The 24136-nt window shown below is 65.8% G+C and carries 22 protein-coding genes and 2 tRNA genes; 20 read left to right on the top strand and 4 right to left on the bottom strand.

The window, feature by feature from the left end; genetic code table 11:
• The first annotated feature begins 22 nt into the window (after positions 1 to 22).
• From metG to SMD14_RS12255, 9 genes are all read left to right on the top strand, one after another.
• Complete coding sequence (gene metG / locus SMD14_RS12295) at positions 23 to 1585, top strand: methionine--tRNA ligase (protein WP_321213822.1); 1563 nt, start codon at positions 23 to 25, stop codon at positions 1583 to 1585.
• A 221-nt stretch (positions 1586 to 1806) separates the two neighbouring features.
• Entirely contained in the window at positions 1807 to 2649 is an 843-nt protein-coding gene (locus tag SMD14_RS12290) for a hypothetical protein (RefSeq protein ID WP_321213821.1), read from the top strand.
• A 125-nt stretch (positions 2650 to 2774) separates the two neighbouring features.
• Positions 2775 to 3518: a class F sortase gene (locus SMD14_RS12285; RefSeq protein WP_321213820.1), complete on the top strand. Its 744-nt coding sequence runs from the start codon at positions 2775 to 2777 to the stop codon at positions 3516 to 3518.
• A 107-nt stretch (positions 3519 to 3625) separates the two neighbouring features.
• Complete coding sequence (locus SMD14_RS12280) at positions 3626 to 4678, top strand: 3-isopropylmalate dehydrogenase (protein ID WP_321213819.1); 1053 nt, start codon at positions 3626 to 3628, stop codon at positions 4676 to 4678.
• A gap of 104 nt (positions 4679 to 4782) precedes the next feature.
• Positions 4783 to 5895, top strand: a complete 1113-nt coding sequence (locus SMD14_RS12275; RefSeq protein ID WP_157241881.1) for a branched-chain amino acid aminotransferase — start codon at positions 4783 to 4785, stop codon at positions 5893 to 5895.
• Between the two features lie 82 nt (positions 5896 to 5977).
• Complete coding sequence (locus SMD14_RS12270) at positions 5978 to 6778, top strand: MBL fold metallo-hydrolase (RefSeq protein ID WP_321213818.1); 801 nt, start codon at positions 5978 to 5980, stop codon at positions 6776 to 6778.
• 41 nt (positions 6779 to 6819) lie between these two features.
• Entirely contained in the window at positions 6820 to 7596 is a 777-nt protein-coding gene (locus tag SMD14_RS12265) for a fumarylacetoacetate hydrolase family protein (protein ID WP_321213817.1), read from the top strand.
• 50 nt (positions 7597 to 7646) lie between these two features.
• Positions 7647 to 9161 carry a glutamate--tRNA ligase gene (gene gltX / locus SMD14_RS12260; RefSeq protein ID WP_321213816.1) on the top strand — a complete coding sequence of 505 codons (1515 nt, stop codon included), beginning with the start codon at positions 7647 to 7649 and terminating at the stop codon, positions 9159 to 9161.
• Positions 9161 to 9898 (top strand): HAD family hydrolase, encoded by a 738-nt coding sequence (locus tag SMD14_RS12255; protein ID WP_157241885.1) that lies wholly within the window; start codon positions 9161 to 9163, stop codon positions 9896 to 9898. Before gltX ends, SMD14_RS12255 begins: the two co-directional genes overlap by 1 nt.
• On the opposite strand, the gene SMD14_RS12250 is transcribed toward SMD14_RS12255, so the two are convergent.
• Positions 9895 to 10407, bottom strand: a complete 513-nt coding sequence (locus SMD14_RS12250; protein WP_321213815.1) for a hypothetical protein — start codon at positions 10405 to 10407, stop codon at positions 9895 to 9897. The genes SMD14_RS12255 and SMD14_RS12250 overlap by 4 nt on opposite strands.
• A gap of 301 nt (positions 10408 to 10708) precedes the next feature.
• On the opposite strand from SMD14_RS12250, the gene SMD14_RS12245 reads away from it, so the two are divergent.
• From SMD14_RS12245 to SMD14_RS12225, 5 genes are all read left to right on the top strand, one after another.
• Positions 10709 to 10780, top strand: a tRNA-Gln gene (locus SMD14_RS12245).
• Between the two features lie 137 nt (positions 10781 to 10917).
• Positions 10918 to 10993, top strand: a tRNA-Glu gene (locus tag SMD14_RS12240).
• A gap of 120 nt (positions 10994 to 11113) precedes the next feature.
• Positions 11114 to 12169, top strand: a complete 1056-nt coding sequence (locus tag SMD14_RS12235; RefSeq protein WP_321216265.1) for an acyltransferase — start codon at positions 11114 to 11116, stop codon at positions 12167 to 12169.
• 7 nt (positions 12170 to 12176) lie between these two features.
• Complete coding sequence (locus tag SMD14_RS12230; RefSeq protein ID WP_409339683.1) at positions 12177 to 13970, top strand: dynamin family protein; 1794 nt, start codon at positions 12177 to 12179, stop codon at positions 13968 to 13970.
• Positions 13967 to 15583, top strand: coding sequence for a GTPase (locus SMD14_RS12225; RefSeq protein WP_321213814.1), 1617 nt, complete (start codon positions 13967 to 13969; stop codon positions 15581 to 15583). Before SMD14_RS12230 ends, SMD14_RS12225 begins: the two co-directional genes overlap by 4 nt.
• 24 nt (positions 15584 to 15607) lie before the next feature.
• Here the strand turns inward: SMD14_RS12225 and SMD14_RS12220 are convergent, their stop codons facing one another.
• Entirely contained in the window at positions 15608 to 16159 is a 552-nt protein-coding gene (locus SMD14_RS12220; RefSeq protein WP_321213813.1) for a DUF1697 domain-containing protein, read from the bottom strand.
• Positions 16160 to 16214: 55 nt separating this feature from the next.
• On the bottom strand, positions 16215 to 16934 hold the full coding sequence (locus tag SMD14_RS12215; RefSeq protein WP_009356552.1) for an IclR family transcriptional regulator: 720 nt from the start codon (positions 16932 to 16934) through the stop codon (positions 16215 to 16217).
• Positions 16935 to 17047: 113 nt separating this feature from the next.
• On the opposite strand from SMD14_RS12215, the gene leuC reads away from it, so the two are divergent.
• From leuC to SMD14_RS12185, 6 genes are all read left to right on the top strand, one after another.
• A complete protein-coding gene (gene leuC, locus SMD14_RS12210; RefSeq protein WP_157241891.1) occupies positions 17048 to 18502 on the top strand; it encodes a 3-isopropylmalate dehydratase large subunit in 1455 nt (484 codons plus the stop codon).
• A gap of 8 nt (positions 18503 to 18510) precedes the next feature.
• Positions 18511 to 19122 (top strand): 3-isopropylmalate dehydratase small subunit, encoded by a 612-nt coding sequence (leuD, locus tag SMD14_RS12205; protein WP_157241892.1) that lies wholly within the window; start codon positions 18511 to 18513, stop codon positions 19120 to 19122.
• A gap of 140 nt (positions 19123 to 19262) precedes the next feature.
• Positions 19263 to 20588, top strand: a complete 1326-nt coding sequence (murA, locus tag SMD14_RS12200) for a UDP-N-acetylglucosamine 1-carboxyvinyltransferase (protein WP_157241893.1) — start codon at positions 19263 to 19265, stop codon at positions 20586 to 20588.
• 9 nt (positions 20589 to 20597) lie between these two features.
• Positions 20598 to 21371: a lysophospholipid acyltransferase family protein gene (locus SMD14_RS12195; RefSeq protein WP_321213812.1), complete on the top strand. Its 774-nt coding sequence runs from the start codon at positions 20598 to 20600 to the stop codon at positions 21369 to 21371.
• Positions 21368 to 22420, top strand: coding sequence for an NAD(P)H-dependent glycerol-3-phosphate dehydrogenase (locus SMD14_RS12190; protein WP_321213811.1), 1053 nt, complete (start codon positions 21368 to 21370; stop codon positions 22418 to 22420). The genes SMD14_RS12195 and SMD14_RS12190 overlap by 4 nt, the downstream gene beginning before the upstream one ends.
• A gap of 2 nt (positions 22421 to 22422) precedes the next feature.
• Positions 22423 to 23571 carry a D-alanine--D-alanine ligase family protein gene (locus tag SMD14_RS12185; RefSeq protein WP_321213810.1) on the top strand — a complete coding sequence of 383 codons (1149 nt, stop codon included), beginning with the start codon at positions 22423 to 22425 and terminating at the stop codon, positions 23569 to 23571.
• Positions 23572 to 23588: 17 nt separating this feature from the next.
• Here the strand turns inward: SMD14_RS12185 and SMD14_RS12180 are convergent, their stop codons facing one another.
• The gene (locus SMD14_RS12180; protein ID WP_321213809.1) at positions 23589 to 24092 is read right to left on the bottom strand and encodes a DUF3515 domain-containing protein; all 504 of its coding nucleotides are present in this window, start codon (positions 24090 to 24092) and stop codon (positions 23589 to 23591) included.
• Positions 24093 to 24136 lie beyond the last annotated feature (44 nt).

Genomic DNA, 24136 nt, shown 5'->3' with positions numbered 1-24136 from the left:
CACCGAAGGTAACGTCCTCTACGTGACTGCTTCAGAGAAAACGCCGTTCTACATCACCACGGCCATCACCTACCCCAACGGGGTGCCGCACATCGGCCACGCCTACGAGTACATTGCCACCGACGCAATGGCCCGCTTCAAGCGGCTGGACGGCTACGACGTGATGTTCCTGACCGGCACGGACGAGCACGGGATGAAGATCGCCCAGACGGCCGAGAAGGAAGGCATCACCCCCAAGGAACTGGTGGACCGGAATGTCGAAGCCTTCAAGGCGGCGCATGCCGCGCTGGGGATCTCGTACGACCGTTTCATCCGGACCACTGACGAGGACCACTACGCCGCGTCGCAGGCCATCTGGAAAAAGATGGAAGCCAACGGGGACATCTACCTGTCCAAGTACGAGGGCTGGTACTCCGTCCGGGACGAAGCCTTCTACGTTGAGGACGACACCGTGGTCAAGGACGACGGCGTGCGCTACTCCAAGGAGACGGACACGGAGGTGACGTGGACGGCGGAGGAGAGCTACTTCTTCCGGCTGTCCGCCTACCAGGACAAGCTCCTGGCGCTCTACGAGTCACATCCGGAGTTCGGTGCCCCGCAGTACCGCTTCAACGAAGTCATCAGCTTCGTGAAGCGCGGCCTGGAGGACCTGTCGATCAGCCGCACCACGTTCGACTGGGGCGTCCCGGTTCCGGGCAACGACAAGCACGTCATGTACGTCTGGGTGGACGCCCTGACGAACTACCTCACGGGAGTTGGCTACCCCGACGTCGAATCTGAAAAGTTCCGGAAGTACTGGCCCGCCGACGTGCACATCATCGGCAAGGACATCTCACGCTTCCACGCCATCTACTGGCCCGCCTTCCTCATGAGCGCAGGCCTTGAACTGCCCAGGCGCGTCATGATCCACGGCTTCCTGCAGAACAACGGAGTGAAGATGTCCAAGTCCTTGGGCAACGTGGTGGCTCCATCCGATTTCGTGGACCAGTACGGCGTGGACCAGGTGCGGTTCTTCTTCCTCCGCGAAGTGCCGTTCGGCGCCGACGGCAGCTACAACCACGACGCCATCGTGGGGCGGATGAACGCGGACCTGGCCAACAACTTCGGCAACCTGGCCCAGCGTTCGCTGTCCATGGTCGCCAAGAACTGTGGGGGCACGGTCCCCGTTCCCGGCGCGTTCACTGCGGAGGACAACGCCATCCTGGAGCAGGCCGGCGGCCTCCTCGCCGCGGCCCGGGCAGCCTTTGATAAGCAGGAATTCAGCCGCGCCCTTGAAGCGATCTGGGGAGTCCTCGGCGACACCAACGCCTATTTCGCCGAGCAGGCGCCGTGGGTGCTGCGGAAAACCGACGTTGAGCGGATGAATACCGTGCTCTACGTGACGCTCGAGGTGCTGCGGATCGTGGCCATCCTGGCGCAGCCGGTCATGCCCGCCGCAACGGCGGCGCTTCTGCAGACGCTGGGCCAGCCCGAAGGGGAAGCCCGGCAGTTCGCGGCCATTGGCACCCCGATCGTTGCAGGGACGGAGCTGCCGGCCCCTTCGCCGGTGTTCCCGAAGTACGAAGAGCCGGCCGAGGCCAAGTAGTTCCGTATTCCGAAGATAAGTACGTCCTACTGGGGATTCCGGACAGGAAAATCCATAGCCTGAACGTGTTAGCAAACTGACAGTTCGCATCTGGGAGAACCGTCGCCCCGATGCTGTCTGTTTGCCTTTGACCCGTCACATTGGGTTGACCCGTCAGGTTGGGGCGGTGTGTTCTCTCTCGCGTCTGAACAGTCTGAAGCAGACTATTGACGGAGACGGAAATGAAACGGATCCTTGCCACCTTGGGAGTCACAAGCCTCGCACTCTTGGGCGCAACAGCCACGGCATTCGCCACGGGTGAATCGGGCGGCGGTGAAAAAATCACCATCTGTCACGCCACGGGATCGGAAAAGAACCCCTACGAGTCAATCACGGTTGACCTCCATGCGTTGAACGGCCACGCCGGTTCGCACCACCAGCACAGCGAGGACATCATCCCGGCCAACAACGGGAAGGTCCTGCCTGGTGGCCAGAACCTGGACAAGGTCGATGTGTGGAACGCCGGTTGCGCCGAGCCCGGCGGAAGTCCCGCCGGGCCGCCCAAGGACAACGACAAGAAAATCACCATCTGCCACGCGACGGGATCGGAAAAGAACCCCTACCGGGTCCTTGACATTGCGCTGCAGGGCCTGAACGGCCACGGTGGCGCCCACCACCAGCACAGCGAGGACATCATCCCGCCGAACAGCGGAAAGGTGGTTCCGGCCGGCCAGAACTGGACCGCCGCCGGGCAGGCAACCTTCAACAACAACTGCGTTCCCGTGGAAGTTACCACGACGCCGCCGACGACCCCGCCGACGGTACCGCCCGCGGGCAATGTACCTCCTCCTGCCGGTGAAGTGGTGCCCGGAACGACTCCGCGCGGCGCTGTTGCCGGAGGCGGAACCGGTGCAGTGGCCGCGCCAAACCAGGGCTTCAACGTGCAGACCGCTGTTTCGGCTTCGTCCGGTCCGGGTGCAGCTCCGTGGCTTGGCGGACTGGCCGCTGTGATGGTCGCCGGCGCTGCCCTCGCTGTCCGGAAGACGATGGCTAGGACTGCCGTCCGCGGACAGCAGCGCGGATAGCGCGTGGTAGCCGCCGCCCCGGCGGCATTCGGGTAAAAGGGACGCGAAGCGCCGTGCAGGTGTTGCACGGCGCTTTGCGTCTCCCGGCATTTTCCCCACGCTGAACCGAAGCATGAGGACAATTCATGGCAGGTAATGACCCGGAGGAAGTACCGGGAGAGAACGCAACATCCGGCACAGCCGGCCACGGTCACGGGCTGTCAACTCTCAGGACCGTTGTTCTGCTGGCCCTGGCCGGAGCCGTGGGCTTCCTTGCCGTGGCCCTTCTCCCTGCGCTGGTTGAGCCCGGGGCGCGGACGTCGCCGCCGGGCGGCGCAACTGCGGTGGCCTCAGCGCCAGTTCCACTGCAGTCCGAGACGGGCGCCGTTTCAGTTTCCCCTGTTCCGGCCATCACCCCGGAAGTGCCGTCGGCCGCCGCCGGGCCGCCGGCTGCTCCTCCGGAGCGGCTGGTCTATCCAGCTGCTGATATCGACGTCCCCATCCATCCGCTCGATCCGAGCAGCTCGGACGTTGCCTCCCAGACCATAATTCCGCCGCCCACCATGGACGGATACTGGCTGACCCCCTACGGAATGCCGGGGGCGGGCTCCACCAACACCACCTACGTTGTGGGCCACAGCTGGCAGGACCTTGAGGCGCCCTTCAACCGGCTCAGTTCAAAGGCGGCAGCGGGGGACAGGCTAACCGTTGCCACGTCCGCGGGTGAGCTTGAATACCAGGTGGACTCTGTCACCACGTACGTAAAATCGGGACTCAAGGACAGTCCTGTCTGGGAGGTTGCGCCCAACAGGCTGGTCCTCATCTCGTGCTACACGGACGACCTCTGGGGCACGAACGTGGTTGTCAGTGCCTCCCCGGTAGCCCAGTGAGTGCCGCCCAGCGCCTCCTGCCGCCCGGCGCTGCGGCGGCCCTCGGCATCTTCTCGAATATTGAGACAGCTTGACCAGCATATGGATGTTTTGGCTAACCTGAATCCATGAGCGCATCCTCCATTGATCTTGCAGTTATTCCCGGCGACGGCATTGGCCCCGAGGTGATTGCCGAGGCCATTAAGGTCCTCGAAAAGGCCGTGGCAGCGGAGGGCGTGGAGCTCAAGCAGACCCACTACAAGCTCGGTGCAGAGCACTGGCTGGCCACCGGGGAGACCCTGCCGGACGAGGTCCTGGCGGACCTCCGGACCCGGGATGCCATCCTGTTCGGCGCGGTGGGCGCCGCCCCGGGAGACACGCGTATCCCGTCGGGACTTATTGAACGCGAGATGCTGCTCAAGCTCCGATTCAGCCTGGACCACTACGTCAACCTGCGGCCGTCCCGGCTCTATGGAACGGTGGGAAGCCCGCTCGCCAACCCGGGCACCATTGACTTCATCGTGGTCCGCGAGGGCACCGAGGGGCCCTACGTGGGCAACGGCGGCACCCTGCGTGCGGGCACGCCCCACGAGGTGGCCACCGAGGTTTCACTGAACACTGCCCACGGCGTGGAACGGGTAGTCCGGGACGCGTTCCGCCGGGCCAGCGCCAGGGAGCGCAAGCACCTCACCCTGGTCCACAAGCACAATGTCCTGGTTTACGCGGGGCACCTGTGGAAGCGCACCGTTGAGGCGGTGGCGCAGGAGTTCCCGGAGGTCACCCACGACTACCTCCACGTGGACGCCGCCACCATCTTCATGGTCACCGACCCGTCCCGCTTCGACGTGATAGTCACTGACAACCTTTTCGGCGACATCCTCACCGACCTCGCCGCCGCGATCACCGGCGGCATCGGGTTGGCGGCATCCGGCAACATCAACATGGACCGCACGGCCCCCTCCATGTTCGAACCCGTGCACGGGTCCGCCCCGGACATTGCGGGCCAGGGCAAGGCAGACCCAACGGCTGCCATCCTCTCCGCTGCGCTCCTGCTGGACCACCTCGGCTACGCCGCAGCGGCCCGCAGGATCGAAGCGGCAGTGGTTGCCGACGTCGAGGAGCGCGACGGCGGTTCACGCACCACGAGTGCCGTGGGCGACGCCATCGCCGCCGGGCTCTGACACCGCGCCAGGGGCTCCGGCATCGGGCGTAAGCTTGTCTCGAATCACCAAATGCCGCCGCGCCGTTCAGTGCTGAACACGGGGCGGCCGATCGTGGAGGAACCATGACCCAGACCGCCCATGGCGTCGAATTCAGCCAGCAGCTTTCGGCCAACCCGAAGTCTGCTGAAGAGCGTGCAGCCATCCTGGCCAACCCGGGATTCGGCAACCACTTCACCGACCACACCGCCGTGGTGGACTACAGCGTGGACGAGAACGGCCACGGCGGCTGGCACAACGCCAGGATTGAACCGTACGGTCCCATCGTCCTGGATCCCTCTGCCGCCGTGCTGCACTACGGCCAGGAGATTTTCGAAGGCCTCAAGGCGTACCGCCATGCCGACGGCTCCATCTGGTCCTTCCGTCCCGAAGCAAACGCGGCCCGCCTGAACAAGTCAGCCCGCAGGCTTGCCCTTCCCGAGCTGCCGGCTGAATACTTCCTCGGAGCGATCCGAGCCCTGGTGAACGTGGACAGGGACTGGGTTCCCGGCGGCGACGGCGAGGCCCTCTACCTGCGGCCGTTCATGATCGCCACCGAGGCCTTCCTGGGTGTGCGCGCCGCACGCGAAGTTTCCTTCCGGGTGATCGCCTCACCGGCCGGCAACTATTTCGGCGGTGAGCTGAAGCCCGTATCCATCTGGATCTCCCGTGAATACGCCCGTGCCGGCCGCGGCGGAACGGGCGATGCCAAATGCGGCGGCAACTACGCCGCGTCGCTGATTGCCCAGCAGGAAGCAGAAGCCAACGGCTGCAAGCAGGTCCTCTTCCTCGACCATTTCAACGACAATGCAGTCGAGGAACTGGGCGGCATGAACGTCTTCTTCGTGATGAAGGACGGCTCGCTGGTCACCCCCGCGCTGACCGGCACCATCCTGGAAGGCATCACCAGGATGTCCGTCATCCAGGTGGCCAAGGACATGGGCCGCCAGGTCACCGAGCGCAAGATCACCCTTGACGAATGGCGCGACGGCGTTGCTTCCGGCGAGATTGCCGAGGTCTTCGCCTGCGGTACCGCAGCCGTCATCACCCCGATCGGAGTCCTCAAGGACGCCACCGAGTTCATCGGCTCCGAGGACGCCAAGGCGGGGGAGACCACCATGGCCATCCGCGAGCAGCTGCTCGGCATCCAGACCGGGACTGTCCCGGACACCCACGGCTGGCTGACCCGCCTGGCCTAGGCGCCCACTTTCCAGACGCGTACGACGGCGCCTGCCGGACTTTGTTCCGGCAGGCGCCTTTCGCGTCTGCAAGGATGGTGTGGTGACTTCAGCTTCCGGCTCCGTCCTGCAGCGCAGCTCGGCCCTGACCCGGTTTCTCCTGGCGCCCAATCCAGGACCCATGAGCCTGGCGGGGACCAACTCCTACGTCCTGCACGCACCCGGTAACCCCGGCGCCGTGGTGGTGGATCCCGGTCCGCTCGACGAGGCCCACCTGGAGGCCCTGGCAGCGGCAGGCCCCGTGGACCTCATCCTCATCACCCACCGCCACGCGGACCACACAGCAGGTTCCGCCCGGCTCCATGGCTTGACCGGCGCCCCCGTGCGTGCCGCCGACGCCGTCCACTGCCACGGCAGCGGCACTCCTTTGCAGGATGGCGAAGTCCTTTCCGCCGCGGGCGTGGACATCCGTGTGGTGGCCACTCCCGGCCACACTTCCGATTCCGTGTGCTTCCACCTCCCCGGCGACGGTGCCCACGGCTCGGTCCTGACCGGGGACACCATCCTGGGCCGCGGCACCACAATGCTCGACTACCCTGACGGAACCCTCGCGGACTACCTTGCCTCCCTCGACCGGCTGGAAGCGATTGGCCCCGCCACAGTGCTTCCCGCCCATGGTCCCGTTCTTCCGTCGCTGGTGGAAATTGCGCGCGCCTACCGCAGCCACCGCCTTGAGCGGCTGGAACAGGTCCGCGCTGCGCTGGACACCCTGGGCCGGGACGCAACCGCCCGTGACGTCGCCGGCGCAGTGTATTCCGACGTCGACCCTTCCGTGCGGCGGGCCGCTGAAACTTCCGTGGCGGCGCAGCTCCACTACCTCCGGGGCACTGCGGCCCAGACGTAGCGCTGGCAGTCACGGGGTGGCGAGACGGTAGGGTAGGAGCCATGCGTATTGCCAGGTTTGTCGTTGATTCTGATCCCCTCTACGGCGTTGTCGAAGGTGACACGGGCAGTGAGGAAATCACTGTCATCCACGGAGACCCGTTCTTCAACGGGGTGGAGCGCACCTCCGTCCGCCACAAGCTGGAGGACGTCCGGCTGCTGGCCCCGATCATTCCCCGCAGCAAGGTCATCGGCGTGGGACGAAACTTCGTGGAGCACGCGCATGAACTCGGCAACGAAGTCCCGGCCCAGCCCCTCCTGTTCCTGAAGCCCAACACCGCCGTGGTGGGCCCCAACGATCCTGTAGTGCTGCCGGAGTTCTCCGAGGAAGTCTCCTTCGAAGCTGAGCTCTGCGTGGTCATCGGTAGGATCTGCAAGGACGTCCCTGAGGACCGCGTGGACGACGTCATCTTCGGCTACACGTGCGGCAACGACCTCACTGCCCGGGACGTCCAGAAAACCGACCTGCAGTGGACCCGGGCCAAGGGCTTTGACACCTCCGCGCCGCTGGGCCCGTGGATCGAGACAGAGCTGGATACCGAGGACCTGCAGATCCAGGGCAGGCTGAACGGGGAGCTGCGGCAGGACGGCAGCACCAGCCAGATGGTCAGGGGAGTGCGCGAGCTGGTCTCCATTGTGTCCCAGGCTTTCACCCTCCTGCCCGGCGACGTCATCATGACGGGGACTCCGGCCGGCGTAGGACTCGTCAACGCGGGGGACCGCTTCGAAGTGGAGATTGAGGGCATCGGCCGCCTGTCCAACCCCATCGTGCGCCGCTGACGCCAGGCCCGCCTTCACCCCTGGCGGCAGACGGTAAAGTTGGAGCCACTATGACTACTGCTTCTGCGTCGACTGCTGCCTCCTTGCCCTCCGTTTCTGCCGACACTCCCGTACGGGTCCGGTTCTGCCCGTCACCCACGGGCACCCCGCACGTGGGGCTGATCCGCACGGCACTGTTCAACTGGGCCCATGCCAAGCACACCAAGGGCACCTTCGTCTTCCGCATCGAGGACACGGACGCTGCACGCGACTCGGAGGAGAGCTACCAGCAGCTGCTGGAAGCATTGAAGTGGCTCGGCATCACCTGGGAAGAGGGCGTGGAAGTGGGCGGGCCCCACGAACCGTACCGGCAGTCGCAGCGGCTGGACCTTTACAAAGACGTCGTGGCCAAGCTGATCGAGGCCGGCTACGCCTATGAGTGCTACTCGTCCCCCGAGGAGGTCGAGGCGCGCCACCGCGCGGCCGGCCGTGACCCCAAGCTGGGCTACGACAACTTTGACCGCGAGCTGACCGAAGATCAGGTGGCCGCCTTCAGGTCCGAAGGCCGGCAGCCGGTGCTCCGGGTCCGGATGCCCGATGAAGACGTCACGTTCACCGACCTGGTCCGCGGCGAGATCACCTTCAAAGCCGGCAGTATCCCGGATTACGTCATCGTGCGTGCGGACGGGTCCCCCCTGTACACCCTGGTAAACCCCGTGGACGACGCCCTCATGGGCATTACCCACGTACTGCGCGGCGAGGATCTGCTGTCCTCCACACCGCGCCAGGTTGTCCTCATCCGCGCCCTGATGGAAATCGGTGTTGCCAGCTACATGCCGGAGTTCGGCCACCTGCCCTACGTGATGGGCGAAGGCAACAAAAAGCTGTCCAAGCGTGATCCGCAGTCCAACCTCTTCCTGCTGCGCGACCGCGGCTTCATTCCCGAGGGCCTCCTGAATTACCTGTCCCTGCTGGGCTGGAGCCTGTCCGCGGACGAGGACATCTTCACCGTGGACCAGCTGATCGAAAACTTTGATGTCCACGACGTTCTGGCCAACCCTGCGCGCTTTGACATCAAGAAGGCCGAAGCCATCAACGGGACCCACATCCGGATGCTCGCGCCGGAGGACTTCCGGGAGCGGCTGGTGCCGTACCTGCGCACCGCGGGCTACGTGGGGGAGCAGCTCACGGCGCGGCAGGAGGAAATCCTCACCGAGGCCGCGCCGCTGATCCAGGAGCGCATCACGCTCCTGGGCGAGGCGCCCGAGATGCTCGGATTCCTGTTCAAGGATGACGACGCCATCGATGTGGCGGACGACGCCCGGAAGGGACTTCCGGAGAACCTTGGGGAGGTCCTCGATGCGGCAATCGCCGCCCTGGACGGCGTGCAGGAGTGGACGGCGGAAGAAATCCAGGCTGCCCTGAAAAGGACCCTGGTTGAGGAGCTGGGCCTCAAGCCCCGGCTCGCCTTCGGACCGGTGCGTACGGCTGTTTCCGGCCGCCGCATCTCGCCGCCGCTCTTCGAGTCCATGGTGATCCTCGGCCGGGAATCCTCACTCCGCAGGCTCCGGGCCTTCCGCGGCTGATGTCAGCTCCCACCGCTGCCTCCACCAGTTTCCTGGACACGCCCTTCGGGGCGGTGCGGGGGATCCTGTTCGACATCGACGACACACTGGTGGACCTCGAGTTCTCGATGACAACCGCGCTGCGGGAAGTCAGCGAACACCTCCTGCCCGGACTGGACCAGGCCGGGTGGGAACGGTTCGGCCGTATCTTTACGCACGAAACCACCCACTATTACGACCGCTACCTGGCCGGTGAACTCACGTTCAACGAGCAGCGGCTGCTGCGCGGCCGTGCCGCCCTGGGCCACTTCGGCGTCGAGTTGGACGAGGGCGAGCAGTCCCACCAGTGGCTGGCGGCCTACATTGAAAAGCAGCCCGCCTATGTAAAGCCCTTTCCGGATGTCATGCCGCTGCTGGACGTCCTGGACCAGGCAGGCATCCCTTACGGGGCGGTCAGCAACAACGTGCATGATTACCAGCGCGCCAAGCTGGACGGAGCCGGACTGGAACGCGTCCGGCGGCTGGTGGGGACGGACACGCTGGGCGTGGCGAAGCCCGATCCGGCCATCTACCTGGAAGGTGTCCGGCTGCTGGGTACCGCACCGGCCGACACGCTCTATGTGGGCGACAACCGGCTCCTGGACGCGGAGGGCTCGACGGCGGCGGGGCTGGTCGGCGTTTGGCTCAACAGGGTGGGGGAGCCGGTGGCGGAGTTTGAAGGCAACGCCGTGTCCTCGCTGGCAGAGCTGGTCGGCTAGGAAGCGCTCCGGGCAGGGGTCCGGCCGTCCTCCCCGCCCGGGGAAGTTCCGCTCTGCTCGGCCCGTTCACGCAGGCCGGCCAGCATTTTGCGGATCATCCAGAAGTCGGCAACCTCCAGCAGTGCCGAGAATGCAATGGATGCAGGCGACCACCGGATGCGGGAGCGGATCCGGGTGAGGAGCCGGGTGGTTCCGTCCGGTTGCGGGTCAAGCTGCCAAACCCATGTGGTGTCACCCGGGGTTCCCCAGACCATGGAGCGCGGGTAGTCCATTGAGTAGACGTTGATACCGTGCTTGCCGTCCGGACTCATCGGCAGTGTGTCGCCCGGTTCAAGGGCCTGCCATTCGGGGCGGATCTGCCTGGCGCTGGGACGTCCGAGGTTGTCCAGCAGGTCATAGCTGTACCACCCGGCCCGCCGCACCCCGACCTGGACAAGCCAGGGCCAGATCCGTTCGGGTGGAGCTCCGACTGAGATGGCACGGGTGGCGTTGAAAGTCGGAGACCGCACCAGGTCATCACCCGGCAACGCCCGGGCCACCTCATCAGGGGTTGCGCCCCACGTCAAGTGCCGGGGGCGCCAGGCCCGAGCCCACGCCGCGACCCCGGCCGCACCGACCAAACCGATGACTGTCCGCGCTCTCCAAGCCATTGCGTCGCCCCTTCCGTCCGTCCATTCACTATGCAAGGCTGTCGTGGCCAGCATCACCCGCGCCGATTTGTGCGAGCCAAGAGTCTCAGGTAAAGTAATTTCTCGTGCTGAGGCGCACGGAGCAGGGTAAAGCCCCTGAAATCCGGCCCGAAAGTATCATTGGGATATGGTGTAATTGGCAACACTACGGTTTCTGGTACCGTCATTCTAGGTTCGAGTCCTGGTATCCCAGCTCTGATTTGAGCAGCAGTTCGAAGCTCGAAACAGACGGTTTCAGCCGGTCCGCCGATTTGAAACCAAAGCAAAGTGTGTGAAAGAATCACTGAGCTTGATCAGCGGAAACGCTGGCAAAAGTACGGAAATGTACACGGCCCCATCGTATAGCGGCCTAGTACGCCGCCCTCTCACGGCGGTAACGCGGGTTCGAATCCCGCTGGGGTCACCACCGAAATGGTCCCGGGCAAACGCCCGGGGCCATCTTTCTTTAAAGCTTCGGCAAACCTGACATGTTTCTTGGGGAAGCTGCCATACCTTGAACCCAAATCGAAGCCATTTGGGGGAATCTGTGCTGGGAAGCCGGTTTGCCGGAAGCAAGAACTCTTTGAACGCCATCCGGCTGCTATTGGCCTCGGCTGTCATCCTGTCCCACTCCTGGTGGCTGGGAGGCTACGGGCCCGAGCCCAATCCGGGAGGTGTAAAGCTCGGCAGTTGGGCGGTGCTGGGCTTCTTCGGGATTTCTGGATACCTGATAACGCGAAGCAGGACACGGGCGAGTTCAGCCGGCAGTTACTGCCTAGCCAGGTTTCTGCGGATCTTCCCCGGCCTTGCTGCTTGCGTGACCGCTGTAGCTTTTGTGGTTGCCCCTGTTACGGCCGCCTTGACGGGCCGGCATTACTCGCTTTCCGGTGCTGCGGTCTACTTTGTCACCAATCTGTCCGCCGGCACCCCCTTTATCGCAGTCGGGGGCATTCCCGGGTCGCTTGAAGGCCTGCCAGACCCCCGCTTGTGGAACGGCCCACTGTGGACGCTGTTCTGGGAGATCGCCTGTTACATCCTGATCGGAATAGTGTTCCGGCTTTTCCGGCCCGACTTAGTACGCCTCGCGCTGCTGACTCTCTTCAGTGTCGCTTCAGCCGCTGCCGTGGCCGTCGACGCCGGTTGGATCGCCGCGCCCGTGCGTAACGACTGGCCGCTTATACCTGTCTTGTCGTTTCTCGCAGGAGCGTTGATCTACCTTTTCCAGGATGTCATTCCCGCGAACCCTACAACCCTCGTGCTTGCCGCCGGCCTGGTGGTCCTGGTGTCATCCTTCGGCTTCGCGTCATCCTTGGTACACCTTCCCCTGAGTCTTTTCCTCATCCTGGGGTCACTGTATCTTCCCCTCTTCGGAGTGGGGTCCCGCTATGACGTTTCGTTTGGTATCTATATCTATGGTTGGCCTGCGCAGCAGTTCCTTGCCGCCCTCGGGCTACACTCCGTTGTGCCTCCTTTGGTGTTTGCGGCTGCCTCGTTACTGCTGGTAGCACCAGTTGCGTGGCTGTCCTGCCGCTACGTGGAGAAGCCGGCCCAGCTATGGCACCGCGCGCAGGGCGTACGGCGAACAGTTCGGGAACTGGCATGATGTTGCTGTGACCTCCCGGAACGAGCAGGATGCCCCGCAGGATCCGCAGCGCAAACCTTCCGGCAGTGCTGCTGCCTCTGCGGCCTTAACGCTGCTCGAAGAGGTGCGCAATGATCTTGCGGCGGCGGAGCTGCCTCTTGCCCTGCCGGATGCTGAGCAGGCGCGCCGCGAGGCCGCCAGCGCCGTGGCCCAGCTCGATGACTACATCCTCCCGCGGTACCGCAGCCTTGACGCTCCGCTCCTGGCCGTCGTCGGAGGTTCAACCGGAGCCGGCAAGTCGACACTCGTGAACGGGATCGTAGGCCACCCGGTAACCCGTGCAGGCGCCATCCGCCCCACTACCCGCCAGCCCATCCTCCTGCACCACCCGTCGGAGGCGGCCTGGTTCGAGGGCCAGCGCGTGCTGCCGAGCTTGAACAGGATCCGCGGTTCCATCGTCAGCAGTCCCGTGCCTGCCAACCGGGCAGGAGCGGTTCCGGACGCCGCTGCAATGTCATCCCTCGTCCTCGTGTCGGACCCCGGGGTGCCCGCAGGAATCGCTGTCCTCGACGCCCCCGATGTGGATTCCATCTCGGATGACAACCGCAAGCTGGCAGCCCAGCTGCTGGCCGCCGCCGACCTGTGGGTCTTCGTCACCACCGCCAACCGTTATGCCGACGCCGTTCCATGGAAACTGCTCCTGAATGCAGCCTCGCGGGACATCATGGTGGGGGTGGTCCTGGACAGGGTCCCTCCGGCGGCGGAGGCAGAAGTCAGCGAGGACCTGCGCGGCCTGCTGGACCGCGAAGGCCTGGGGGCGGCGCAGATGTTCGTGATACCTGAAACCAGCCTGGATCCCATGGGCATGCTCCCCGCCGGGGCGGTCCAGCCGCTGCGGACCTGGCTGGCAGGGCTGGCCGCTGACGCCGCCGGCCGGTCCGACATTGCCCGCCGCACGCTGAACGGAACCGTCAGGGCGATGGCGGAGCGTGTCTCTGCCGTTGCGCAGGCAGCACGGGAGCAGCAGCATGCTGCCGCGAACCTGGAGGGCGCCGCCGTCTCCGCCTATGAAGCCGCTGCGGACCGCATCCTGGACGCGACAAGGGATGGCGCGCTCCTGAGGGGCGAAGTGCTGGCCCGCTGGCAGGACTTCGTGGGCACGGGAGAATTTTTCCGGGCCCTCGAACAGAATGTGGGCCGGTTCCGTGACCGGGTGGGTGCCTTCTTCCGGGGTGAACCGGCGCCCGCGGTAAGGGTGGAAGCAGCCATTGAGACAGGCCTGCAGGCTGTCATCGTTGACGAAGCAGCCAACGCCGCCGAGGACACGGACCAGCGCTGGCGCAACGACCCCGCCGGCCGGCAGCTGCTGGGGACTGATGATCTCTCCGGCACGACGCCGGGCTTCGAGGACCGCGCCGCCGCCGAGATCCGGGCGTGGCAGGAAGCACTGATGGAACTGATCCGCACCGAGGGCCAGGGCAAGCGGACCCAGGCGCGCTGGCTGTCCTTCGGCATCAACGGGCTGGGCGCCGCGCTGATGATCGTGGTGTTTTCGATGACGGCGGGACTCACCGGACTGGAGGTGGGCGTAGCAGGAGGCACCGCCGTCGTGGGCCAGCGGCTGCTCGAAGCGGTTTTCGGCGAGGACGCCGTCAGGCGGATGGCCGAACAAGCGCGCAAGGACCTGCACGCCCGCTGCCAGCGGCTGCTGCAGGAGGAGAGACGCAGGTTCCTCGCCCGGCTGCCGGAATACGACGGAAGCGCGCCCGAAGCCCTCGCCGCCCACGCCGCATCACTGCTCCGGCTGGCGGACAAGGCATGAGCCGCCACAGCGATACCCGCGAGTCGTCCCGGCTTGACCGGCGGCTCTCAGCCCTCAACGATGCCCGGGAACTTGGCGAAGGAGTCCTTCCGGATGAGTCCCTGCAGGAGGTCTTCAGCGTCCTGGAACGCGCAAGTTCACGGCGCTCCCTCTCCGCCGACCACACCGTGGTGGGCTTCTTTGGCGCCACAGGAAGCGGAAAGTCCTCCCTCTTCAACGCGGTCAGCGGCGCGGAAATTGCGACGGCGGCAGCCCGCCGTCCCACCACATCGGAACCTTTGGCAGGGGTGTGGGGGGCGGACGGCAGCGAGCCGCTGCTCGACTGGCTCGAAGTCCGCAACCGCCATCACGCCGCCGCCGTCGATGGGTTCGCGGACGAAGGCACCGGCCTGATCCTGCTGGACCTGCCGGACTTTGACTCAACCAAGGCGTCCAACCGCGAAGTGGTGCAGCGGATGGTGGGGCTGGTGGACGTGCTGGTGTGGGTCCTTGACCCCCAGAAGTACGCGGACGCTGCCGTGCACAACGACTTCCTGTCCCGCCTGGCCTCCCACGGAGCCGTGACCCTGGTGGTCCTCAACCAGGTGGACAGGCTGCCGGAGCGCGATGTGCAGCCCGTCCTGGAATCCCTGCGCTCCATCCTTGCCCGGGACGGACTTGGCAAGGTCCAGGTGCTTGCGGCCTCCGCCTTGACGGGGGCCGGGGTGGACCAGGTCCGTGCGGCAATCCGTGGTGTTGCGGTCAAGCGGAAAGCCCAGGCCCAGCGGTTTGCAGCGGATATCTCAAAGGCGTCGGCCGACCTTGGTGCCGTGTCGGGCGAGGGGACTGCTGCCGGTGTCCGGCCTGCAGCCAGGACACGCCTGGCTGATGAGCTGGCCATCGCAGCGAACGTGCCGGTGGTGGTGCAGGCGGTCGGGCAGTCCTACCGGCTGGAGTCAGTGAAGCGCACGGGGTGGCCGGTGACCCGGTGGTTGTCCAGGTTCCGTGCGGATCCGCTGCGCCGGCTCAACCTGCGCAGCGCGGCTCCGTCGGAGTTGAACCGGACGTCGCTGCCGCCGGCAGGGGCGCCGGAACGGGCGCGCACGGACGCAGCGGTGCGGGAGTTCGCCGACGCCGCCAGTGCCGGTGCCCCCGGCCCCTGGCGTGCAGCCATCCGGGGGGCCGCCCGTGAAGGCAGGGAGCGGTTGCCTGATGCCCTGGACCAGGCCATCGCCGGAACGGACCTCGCCGCGAACCGTAAATCCTGGTGGTGGGGAGTCTTCAACGTGGTGCAGTGGCTGGCCCTGCTGACTGTGCTGGGTGGCTTGGGCTGGCTAGGTGTCCTGGCGGCACTGGGATACTTCCAGATGCCCGTGCCGGAGGTGCCCCGGGTCGAAGGATGGCCTGTGCCCACGCTGATGATCGCTTTTGGGGTGGCCTTGGGGATCTTCCTTGCCATCACGGGCCGCTTTATTGCAGCCGCCGCGGCCAATGCACGGGCGGCGAGGGCACGGAAGCGGTTGAATGCCGCCGTGGCCGCGGTGGCGCAGGAACTCGTCGTGGAACCCGTGGAGGTGGAGGTCAGCCGGCTGGCCGGCTTTAACTCCGCGCTCCGGACGGCTGCGGCCGGATAGGGCCTGCGCGGCCGGGCAGGCGAGCTAAGCCCCGCTCGCCGCGAGTTCGGCGGCAGCGTCCCTTACCTTGAGCAGGGTGCGCAGGTTGCGCGTAGTGGTCGCGGCTTTGAATTTGGCTTTCGCGGAAATCTTGCTGAAGGGGCTGTCCAGCGTTCCGCCGGCCGGTGCCAGCCAGGCGAGGGCCTCCGGACCCAGCCTCTCCTGTTCGTTTTCCTCCAGCGCCGCCCCTGCCGCATCGAGTTCATCGAGGACCCCCGTGTCCGAGGAGAGCGTGATGTAGCTGTGGGTGGTTTTGTCGTCCTCGGGGTAGGGGCAGGCGGCCACGAGGTCCGACAGCCGGGCTGACTCGAGGACCACCACCCAGGCGTCATAGCCGAACGTGTCCCGCAGGCATTTTTCGCATTCGCGTTTGACGGCGTCCGCGTCCAGGGGGCTGGCCAGGACCACATTTCCGCTGGCAAGCAGGGTGCGGGCGTCAGCAAAGCCTGCGGCCTTGAGCGCCTCCCGCAGATCAGCCATCTTGATGTTGATGCCGCCCACGTTGATGCCGCGAAGAAACACTGCGTAGCTGCCCATGCCGAAAATCCTAGCCCGGCGGCGCCGGTACGGGCCGCCGGTTGGTGTCAGCGCGTCAGTCGTTGTTCTTCCGCAGGGCCTCGGTGAGGATGCGGCCGGCATTGCAGACCACTTCCGCATGCAGCCTGCCGGGCTGGCGGGTGAGCCGCTCGATGGGTCCGGAGATGGAAACTGCCGCGATCACCCGACCGGACGGCCCGCGCACCGGCGCCGAAACTGAGGCCACCCCGGGCTCGCGTTCGCCGAGGCTCTGGCCCCAGCCCCGCCGTCGTACACCAGCCAGGACGGTAGGCGTAAAGCGGGCTGACTGAAGCCCCTCGAGCAGGCGGTCGTGGTCCTCCCAGGCGAGCAGCACCTGGGCGGCTGATCCTGCCTTCATGGACAGCTGCGTCCCTACGGGAATGGTGTCACGAAGGCCGATGGGCCGTTCGGCCGACGCCACGCATACCCGCCAGTCACCCTGGCGGCGGAAAATCTGGGCGCTTTCGCCGGTGGCGTCGCGCAGCTGCATCAGGACGGGCCCGGCGGAGGCGATCAGGCGGTCCTCGCCCGCGGCGGAGGCCAGTTCAACCAGCCGGCTCCCCAGGACGAACCGGCCTTGGATATCACGGCTTACCAGCCGGTGGTGCACCAGGGCGAGGGCAAGCCGGTGCACAGTGGGGCGGGCCAGGCCGGTGGCCGCCACGAGCTGCGCGAGGGTGGTGGGGCCGGCTTCCAGTGCATCAAGCACCTGGGCCGCTTTATCAATGACACCGACTCCACTAGAATTGTCCATGTAATGATATTGCCGTCTCAATATCTGAGATGCAAATCTTTCGGCTGGCGCAGTGCGGAGCCGTCCTGATTCAGTTGATCTCATCAGCCAAACAGCAGTGAAGGGAGATGGCCATGGCAAAGACATTGGCCGAGAAAGTCTGGGACGCACACGTGGTGCGCAAAGGTGATGGTGATGGAGCCAACGCCCAGCCCGACCTTCTCTTCATCGACCTCCACCTGGTCCACGAGGTCACGTCTCCGCAGGCATTCGAAGGCCTGCGGCTGGCCGGCCGCAAGCTGCGCCGGCCGGACCTGACCATCGCGACGGAGGACCACAACACTCCCACGCTGGACATCGACAAGCCTATCGCCGACCTGACCAGCCGCACCCAGATCCAGACGCTGCGCAACAACTGCGCAGAGTTCGGCGTGCGGCTGCACAGCCTCGGTGACGCCGAGCAGGGCATCGTCCACGTCGTGGGCCCGCAGCTGGGCCTCACCCAGCCGGGCATGACCGTTGTCTGCGGTGACTCGCACACCTCCACCCACGGTGCCTTCGGTGCGCTGGCCATGGGCATCGGCACTTCCGAGGTGGAGCACGTCATGGCCACCCAGACCCTCTCCCTGAAGCCGTTCAAGACGATGGCCATCAATGTCGAGGGAACGCTGCGTCCCGGCGTGACGGCGAAGGACATCATCCTGGCCGTGATCGCCAAGATCGGCACCGGCGGCGGCCAGGGCTACGTCCTGGAATACCGCGGCTCCGCCATCCGGGCGCTGTCCATGGACGCGCGCATGACCATCTGCAACATGTCCATCGAAGCGGGTGCCAGGGCCGGCCTCGTTGCGCCGGACCAGACCACCTACGACTACATGAAGGGCCGCCCGCACGCGCCGGAAGGCGCGGACTGGGATGCCGCCGTCGAGTACTGGAACACCCTGCGGACCGACGACGACGCCGTCTTCGATGCCCAGGTGGACCTGGACGCCGACACCCTGGAGCCGTTCGTCACCTGGGGCACCAACCCTGGCCAGGGCGTCTCCCTGTCCGAGTCCGTCCCGTCTCCGGAGGATTTCGGTGACGAGAACGCCAAGGCAGCGGCCGAGCGGGCACTGCAGTACATGGGCCTCAAGGCCGGCACGCCGATGAAGGACATCCGGGTGGACACCGTGTTCCTGGGTTCCTGCACCAACTCCCGGATGGAGGACCTGCGTGCAGCGGCGGACATCATCCGCGGGCGCCGGAAGGATCCCAACATCCGCATGCTCGTGGTGCCGGGGTCGGCACGCGTGCGGCTGGAAGCGGAGGCCGAAGGCCTGGACCGCGTGTTCAAGGATTTCGGCGCTGAATGGCGCTTTGCCGGCTGCTCCATGTGCCTCGGCATGAACCCGGACCAGCTGGACGTGGGGGAGCGCTGCGCGTCCACCTCCAACCGCAACTTCGAAGGGCGCCAGGGCAAAGGCGGCCGCACCCACCTGGTCTCCCCGGTGGTTGCCGCAGCCACTGCCATCCGAGGCACGCTGAGTTCGCCGTCGGACCTCGATCCGGCTCCCGAATCCGCCGCCATCCGCACCGACGCAGCCTAGGACACGCCATGGAAAAGTTCACCACCCACACCGGAATCGGCGTCCCGCTGCGGCAGAGCAACGTGGACACGGACCAGATCATCCCCGCCGTCTACCTCAAGCGGATTACCCGGACCGGCTTCGAGGACGCGCTGTTCTCGGCGTGGCGCAAGGACCCGTCCTTCATCCTGAACAAGGAGCCGTTCAACGCCGGGTCCGTCCTGGTGGCAGGCCCGGATTTCGGAACAGGATCGTCCCGCGAGCACGCCGTCTGGGCGCTGAAGGACTACGGCTTCAAGGCCGTCCTTTCCTCCCGTTTCGCCGACATCTTCCGTGGGAATTCCGGCAAGCAGGGCCTGCTGGCCGCCGAGCTCTCCCAGGATGACATCGAGCTGATCTGGAAGGAACTGGAGAACGCTCCGGGGACCGAAGTCACGGTGGACCTGGTGTCCAAGACCGTGGTGTGCGGAAACATCGTTGCGCCCTTCGAGATTGACGACTACACGCGCTGGCGCCTGCTCGAGGGCCTGGACGACATCGGGCTGACCCTGCAGCATGAGGCGGACATCACGGCCTACGAGGCGACCCGTCCTTCGTTCAAGCCGAAAACCCTGCCGGCACGCCTTTCCTCCAACGGCTGAAGCAGCCGCGCAGGGCCGACGGCGGCACGCCACGCCCTGCCGCCGTCGCCCGCGTATTTCGGTTAGGTAACGCAACCTCCTATGCTTGGTTGGAGCCTTTGCAAGGATTTGGGGGCGAGTGATCGTAAGGAAACCGGTATATGAGTAGTGTTCTGACAATCCGCGGCGGAGTCCCGCTTACAGGCCGCGTCAGCGTCCGGGGAGCAAAGAACCTTGTTCCCAAGGCGATGGTGGCAGCGTTGCTGGGCAACGAACCGTCGGTGTTGCGGAACGTGCCGGAGATCAAGGACGTGGAGGTTGTCACCTCCCTCCTGCAGCTCCATGGCGTGACCGTGGTGAAGGACCCGGTGACCGGCGACCTTACGCTGGACCCCAAGGCCGCCAAGACGGCGTCCAGCACCGCCATCGACGCCCACGCGGGCGACTCCCGGATCCCCATCCTGCTTTGCGGGCCGCTGATCCACGCGATCGGCGAGGCGTTCATCCCCGACCTCGGCGGCTGCAAGATCGGCGACCGGCCCATTGACTACCACCTGGACGTCCTGCGCCAGTTCGGTGCCGTGGTGGAGAAGCGGCCCGGCGGCATCCACATCTCGGCCCCCAAGGGCCTGCACGGCGCCAAGATCTCCCTGCCCTACCCTTCCGTGGGCGCCACCGAGCAGGTGCTGCTGAGCGCCACGCGCGCCGAGGGCATCACCGAGCTGTCCGGTGCTGCAACAGAGCCGGAAATCATCGACCTCATCGCCGTGCTGCAGAAGATGGGCGCCATCATCAGCGTCCAGACTGACCGCACCATCCGCATCGAGGGCGTCCGCGACCTCGGCGGCTACAACCACCGGGCGCTTTCGGACCGCAACGAATCGGCGTCGTGGGCTTCTGCGGCACTGGTGACCAAGGGTGACATCTTCGTTGAAGGCGCCTCCCAGCGGGACATGATGACCTTCCTGAACACCTACCGCAAGGTGGGCGGCGGCATGGACATCGGTGAAGACGGCATCCGTTTCTACCACCGCGGCGGGAAGCTCAATCCGCTGGTGCTGGAGACTGACGTGCACCCCGGCTTCATGACGGACTGGCAGCAGCCGCTGGTGGTGGCCCTGACCCAGGCCGAAGGCGTGTCCATCGTCCACGAGACGGTCTACGAGAACCGCTTCGGCTTCACGGACGCGCTCATCCGGATGGGCGCCAGCATCCAGGTGCACCGAGAGTGCCTGGGCAGCGTGCCGTGCCGTTTTGGCCAGCGCAACTTCCTGCATTCCGCGGTGATCTCCGGACCCACCCAGCTCAAGGGCACGGACATCGATGTTCCGGACCTGCGCGGCGGCTTCAGCCACCTGATTGCCGCCCTCGCGGCCACCGGCACCTCCCGCGTCACGGGGATCGACATCATCAACCGCGGCTACGAGCGCTTCACTGAAAAGCTGGCCGGCCTTGGCGCCGACTTCGACATCACCACAGAGAAGTAGCAGGCAGCCGTGAAGGAACCGGCCAAGAGCCGCGCCACGCTCGCTGTGGTCGCCGGCATAGTCCGCCCCCTGTTCAACCTCATGATGGACAAGAAGTGGGAGGGCACGGAAAAGCTGCCTGCGGGCGGTTTTATCGCCGCGCCCAACCACTGCACCGAGATCGATCCCCTGATCGTCGGCCACCTCCTCTACAACCACAAGATTGCCCCGCACTTCCTTGCCAAGTCAGGGCTCTTCAAGGTTCCGGTGCTGGGCTGGGTCCTGCGGGCAACAAAGCAGATCCCGGTGGAACGTTCGTCCGCGGGGGCGAACCGCTCCCTGCAGCTCGCGCAGGAGATCGTTGCCGAAGGCGGGGCCATCATCATCTACCCCGAAGGCACCCTGACGCGTGATCCGGCGCTGTGGCCCATGAAAGGCCACACGGGTGCTGCGCGGCTTGCCCTGGAGGGCGGCATTCCGGTGGTTCCGATTGCCCATTGGGGCGCCCACGAAGTTTTCCCCCGTTACGGCAAGCGGTTCCACCTGTTCCCGCGCAAGAAGTCGACCGTAGTGGTGGGCGAGCCCGTTGACCTCAGCGCCTTCAGCGGCCGTCCGCTGGACAAGGCAACCCTTGCCGGGGCCACCGACGCGATCATGGATGCGATCACTGGACTCCTGGCCGAAATCAGGGGAGAAGAGCCTCCGGCTGAGCGGTGGGATCCGGCCAAGAAGCAGCAGGCCCGGCACGGCAGGTTCGTGGAGCGCGGGCAGCAGCAGACCGGTACCGGAACGGAAGCTCCGTGACCCCTGGGGGAAGGCAGACGGGCTCGGCCCGCTCCGTTGCTGTTCTCGGCGCCGGCTCCTGGGGAACAACCTTTGCGAAAATCCTCGCTGACGCCGCGGCTGCTGCGGACGAGCCGCGCAGCATCAGGCTGTGGGGCAGGCGTGCTGAAGTGGTGGACCGGATTAATGCGGACCACCGCAACGAGCAGTACCTGAAGGACATCCCGCTGCCGGAGAGCATCTCCGCGTCAACAGACGTCGCCGCTGTCCTGGAGGGCGCTGACCTTGTGGTCATCGCGGTCCCGGCGCAGTCGCTCCGGCCGCAGCTGCGGGAGTGGAAAAGCCTGATCGCTCCGGACGCCATGGTTGTCTCGCTGATGAAGGGCCTGGAGCTCGGTACGGACGCCAGGATGAGCGAGGTCATCAGCGAGGAACTGGGCTTGCCCGCCGAGCGCATAGCCATTGTGTCCGGCCCCAACCTGGCCATGGAAATCGCCCGCGAAGAACCCACTGCCTCTGTGGTTGCCTGCACCGACTCCGCCGCCGCAGGCTGGATCGCCAGGAGCTGCACGGCCCCCTACTTCCGGCCGTACACCACCGCCGACGTCGTGGGCGTGGAGATCGGCGGGATCGTCAAGAACGTTATTGCCCTGGCCGTCGGCATTTGCGAGGGCAGGCAGATGGGGGACAACACCAAGGCGTCCGTCATCACCCGCGGACTCGCGGAAACGTCCCGCCTGGCCCTTGCCCTTGGCGGAGAAGCCAAGACGATGGCAGGCCTCGCAGGCCTGGGCGACCTTGTGGCCACCTGTTCCTCCCCGCTGTCACGCAACCACACCGCCGGGCGGCTCCTGGGGCAGGGCCTCACGCTTGAGGAAGTGGGCCAGAAGATGACACAGACCGCCGAAGGCATAAAATCGGGCCAGGCGGTCCACGAGCTGGCAGGCAAGCTGGGCGTGGAGATGCCCATTACAGCCGCCGTCGTTGCCGTGCTGGCCGGCAAGCTGTCCGTTGACCAACTGGGGCCCGTCCTGCTGTCCCGGGAACTGAAACCTGAAGGCGAATACTGACGATGTCCCATGAAAACCTGGCTGCAGGGGAGCCCGCGCGCAGGGCCAAACCCCGGGTGGCGGTCCTTTTCGGCGGCCGCTCGAGCGAGCACGCCGTGAGCTGCGTGACAGCGGCCGGTGTCCTCGGCGCGATCAACAAGGACAAGTACGAAGTAATTCCCATTGGCATCGCCAAAACCGGGCAATGGGTCCTCGCGTCAGCCGATACGGCCCAGTGGTCCCTCGCGGGAACATCCCTCCCTGAGGTGGCGCCTTCGCCGCAGACCGTGACCCTTGCCGAGATCGGGGGCGAGCACCAGCTGATCGTCACGGCCCCGAACGAGGTACCCCAGGAGCTCGGCACGGTGGACGTGGTTTTCCCGCTTCTCCACGGCCCGTTCGGGGAGGACGGAACCATCCAGGGGCTCCTGGAACTCTCGGATACCCGCTATGTCGGCGCCGGCGTCCTGGCCTCGGCCGTGGGCATGGACAAGCACTTCATGAAGGTGGTGTTCGAGGCTGCCGGGCTGCAGGTCGGTCCGTATGTCGCGGTGACGGACAGGCAGTGGCGCAAGGACCCGGAGTCAGTGCGCAAGCAGGTGGACCGGCTGGGATTTCCCGTCTTCGTCAAGCCGGCGCGGGCAGGATCATCCATGGGTATCTCCAAGGTGGATTCCCTGGAACTCCTCGATGCAGCCATCGAGGAAGCCCGGCGGCACGACCTGAAACTGGTGATCGAGGCCGGCATCACCGGCCGGGAGATCGAATGTGCGGTCCTCGAAGGCAGGGGCACCGACGCGCCACGCACCTCCATGCCCGGTGAAATTTCCGTGGCAGGCGGAACCCACGAGTTCTACGACTTCAACGCCAAGTATGTGGAGGACGACGCCGCCTCCCTCAGCTGCCCTGCCGACATCCCCGAGGAAGCCATAGCCCGGGTCCGGGAGCTTGCCGCGGCGGCGTTCGACGCCGTGGGGGCCGAGGGCCTGAGCCGGGTGGACTTCTTCTACACGCCCGCCGGGGAACTCATCATCAACGAAATCAACACCATGCCCGGCTTCACGCCCAAGAGCATGTATCCGCAGATGTGGGCGGCTTCCGGCCTGGGTTACGCCGACCTCATCGACGAACTGATCTACCTCGCGCTGAACCGCAAAACCGGGCTGCGCTAAGAGTCAGCCGCCACCGCCTACTGGCTCGGCGGCAGGTTCTGGAGATCCTCCTGCCCCACGCAGCTCCTGGCGGCCGGCACCTTGCCGGCCGCTGCCGCAAGGTCGGCAAGGACAGTGGCTGAACTGATCTTGTCAGGGTCCAGGAGGATCTCCGTTGCCGGTTCGCGGCCGTAGGTTGTCAGGGTCCACACCGGATCCCCTTCCTTGATGACCCAGTCGATCCCGTTCACGGTCACGCAGCGGTCCGTTGTGGGCCCGGGCACATTCACGCCGCAGCGCAGGATCACCAGGGACGGATCGCCCCACGCGGCCGTGGCCTGGCTGTTTGTCTTTCGCAGCGCGTACTCGCCGATGGCATCAGGCAGGCCCACCATCATGGGCGCGCACGCCGGGTTGGCCGCGTCCTTGGCCGCCGGAACATCCACGGCAGGCGAGCACGAGGTTAAAGAAACGGCCGCAAGGCTCCCAATCAGTGCCAGCCTGGCAACGCGGGCGGGCAGGGAAAGCTGGGGACGGTGCATGTCTCCAGCCTATCGCCGCGGTGGGCTCCGCCCTGACGCGGCAC

Origin of the sequence: Pseudarthrobacter oxydans (assembly GCF_034258515.1) — a bacterium.
Lineage (GTDB): Bacteria > Actinomycetota > Actinomycetes > Actinomycetales > Micrococcaceae > Arthrobacter.
This window is presented reverse-complemented; position numbering and strand designations above follow the sequence as displayed.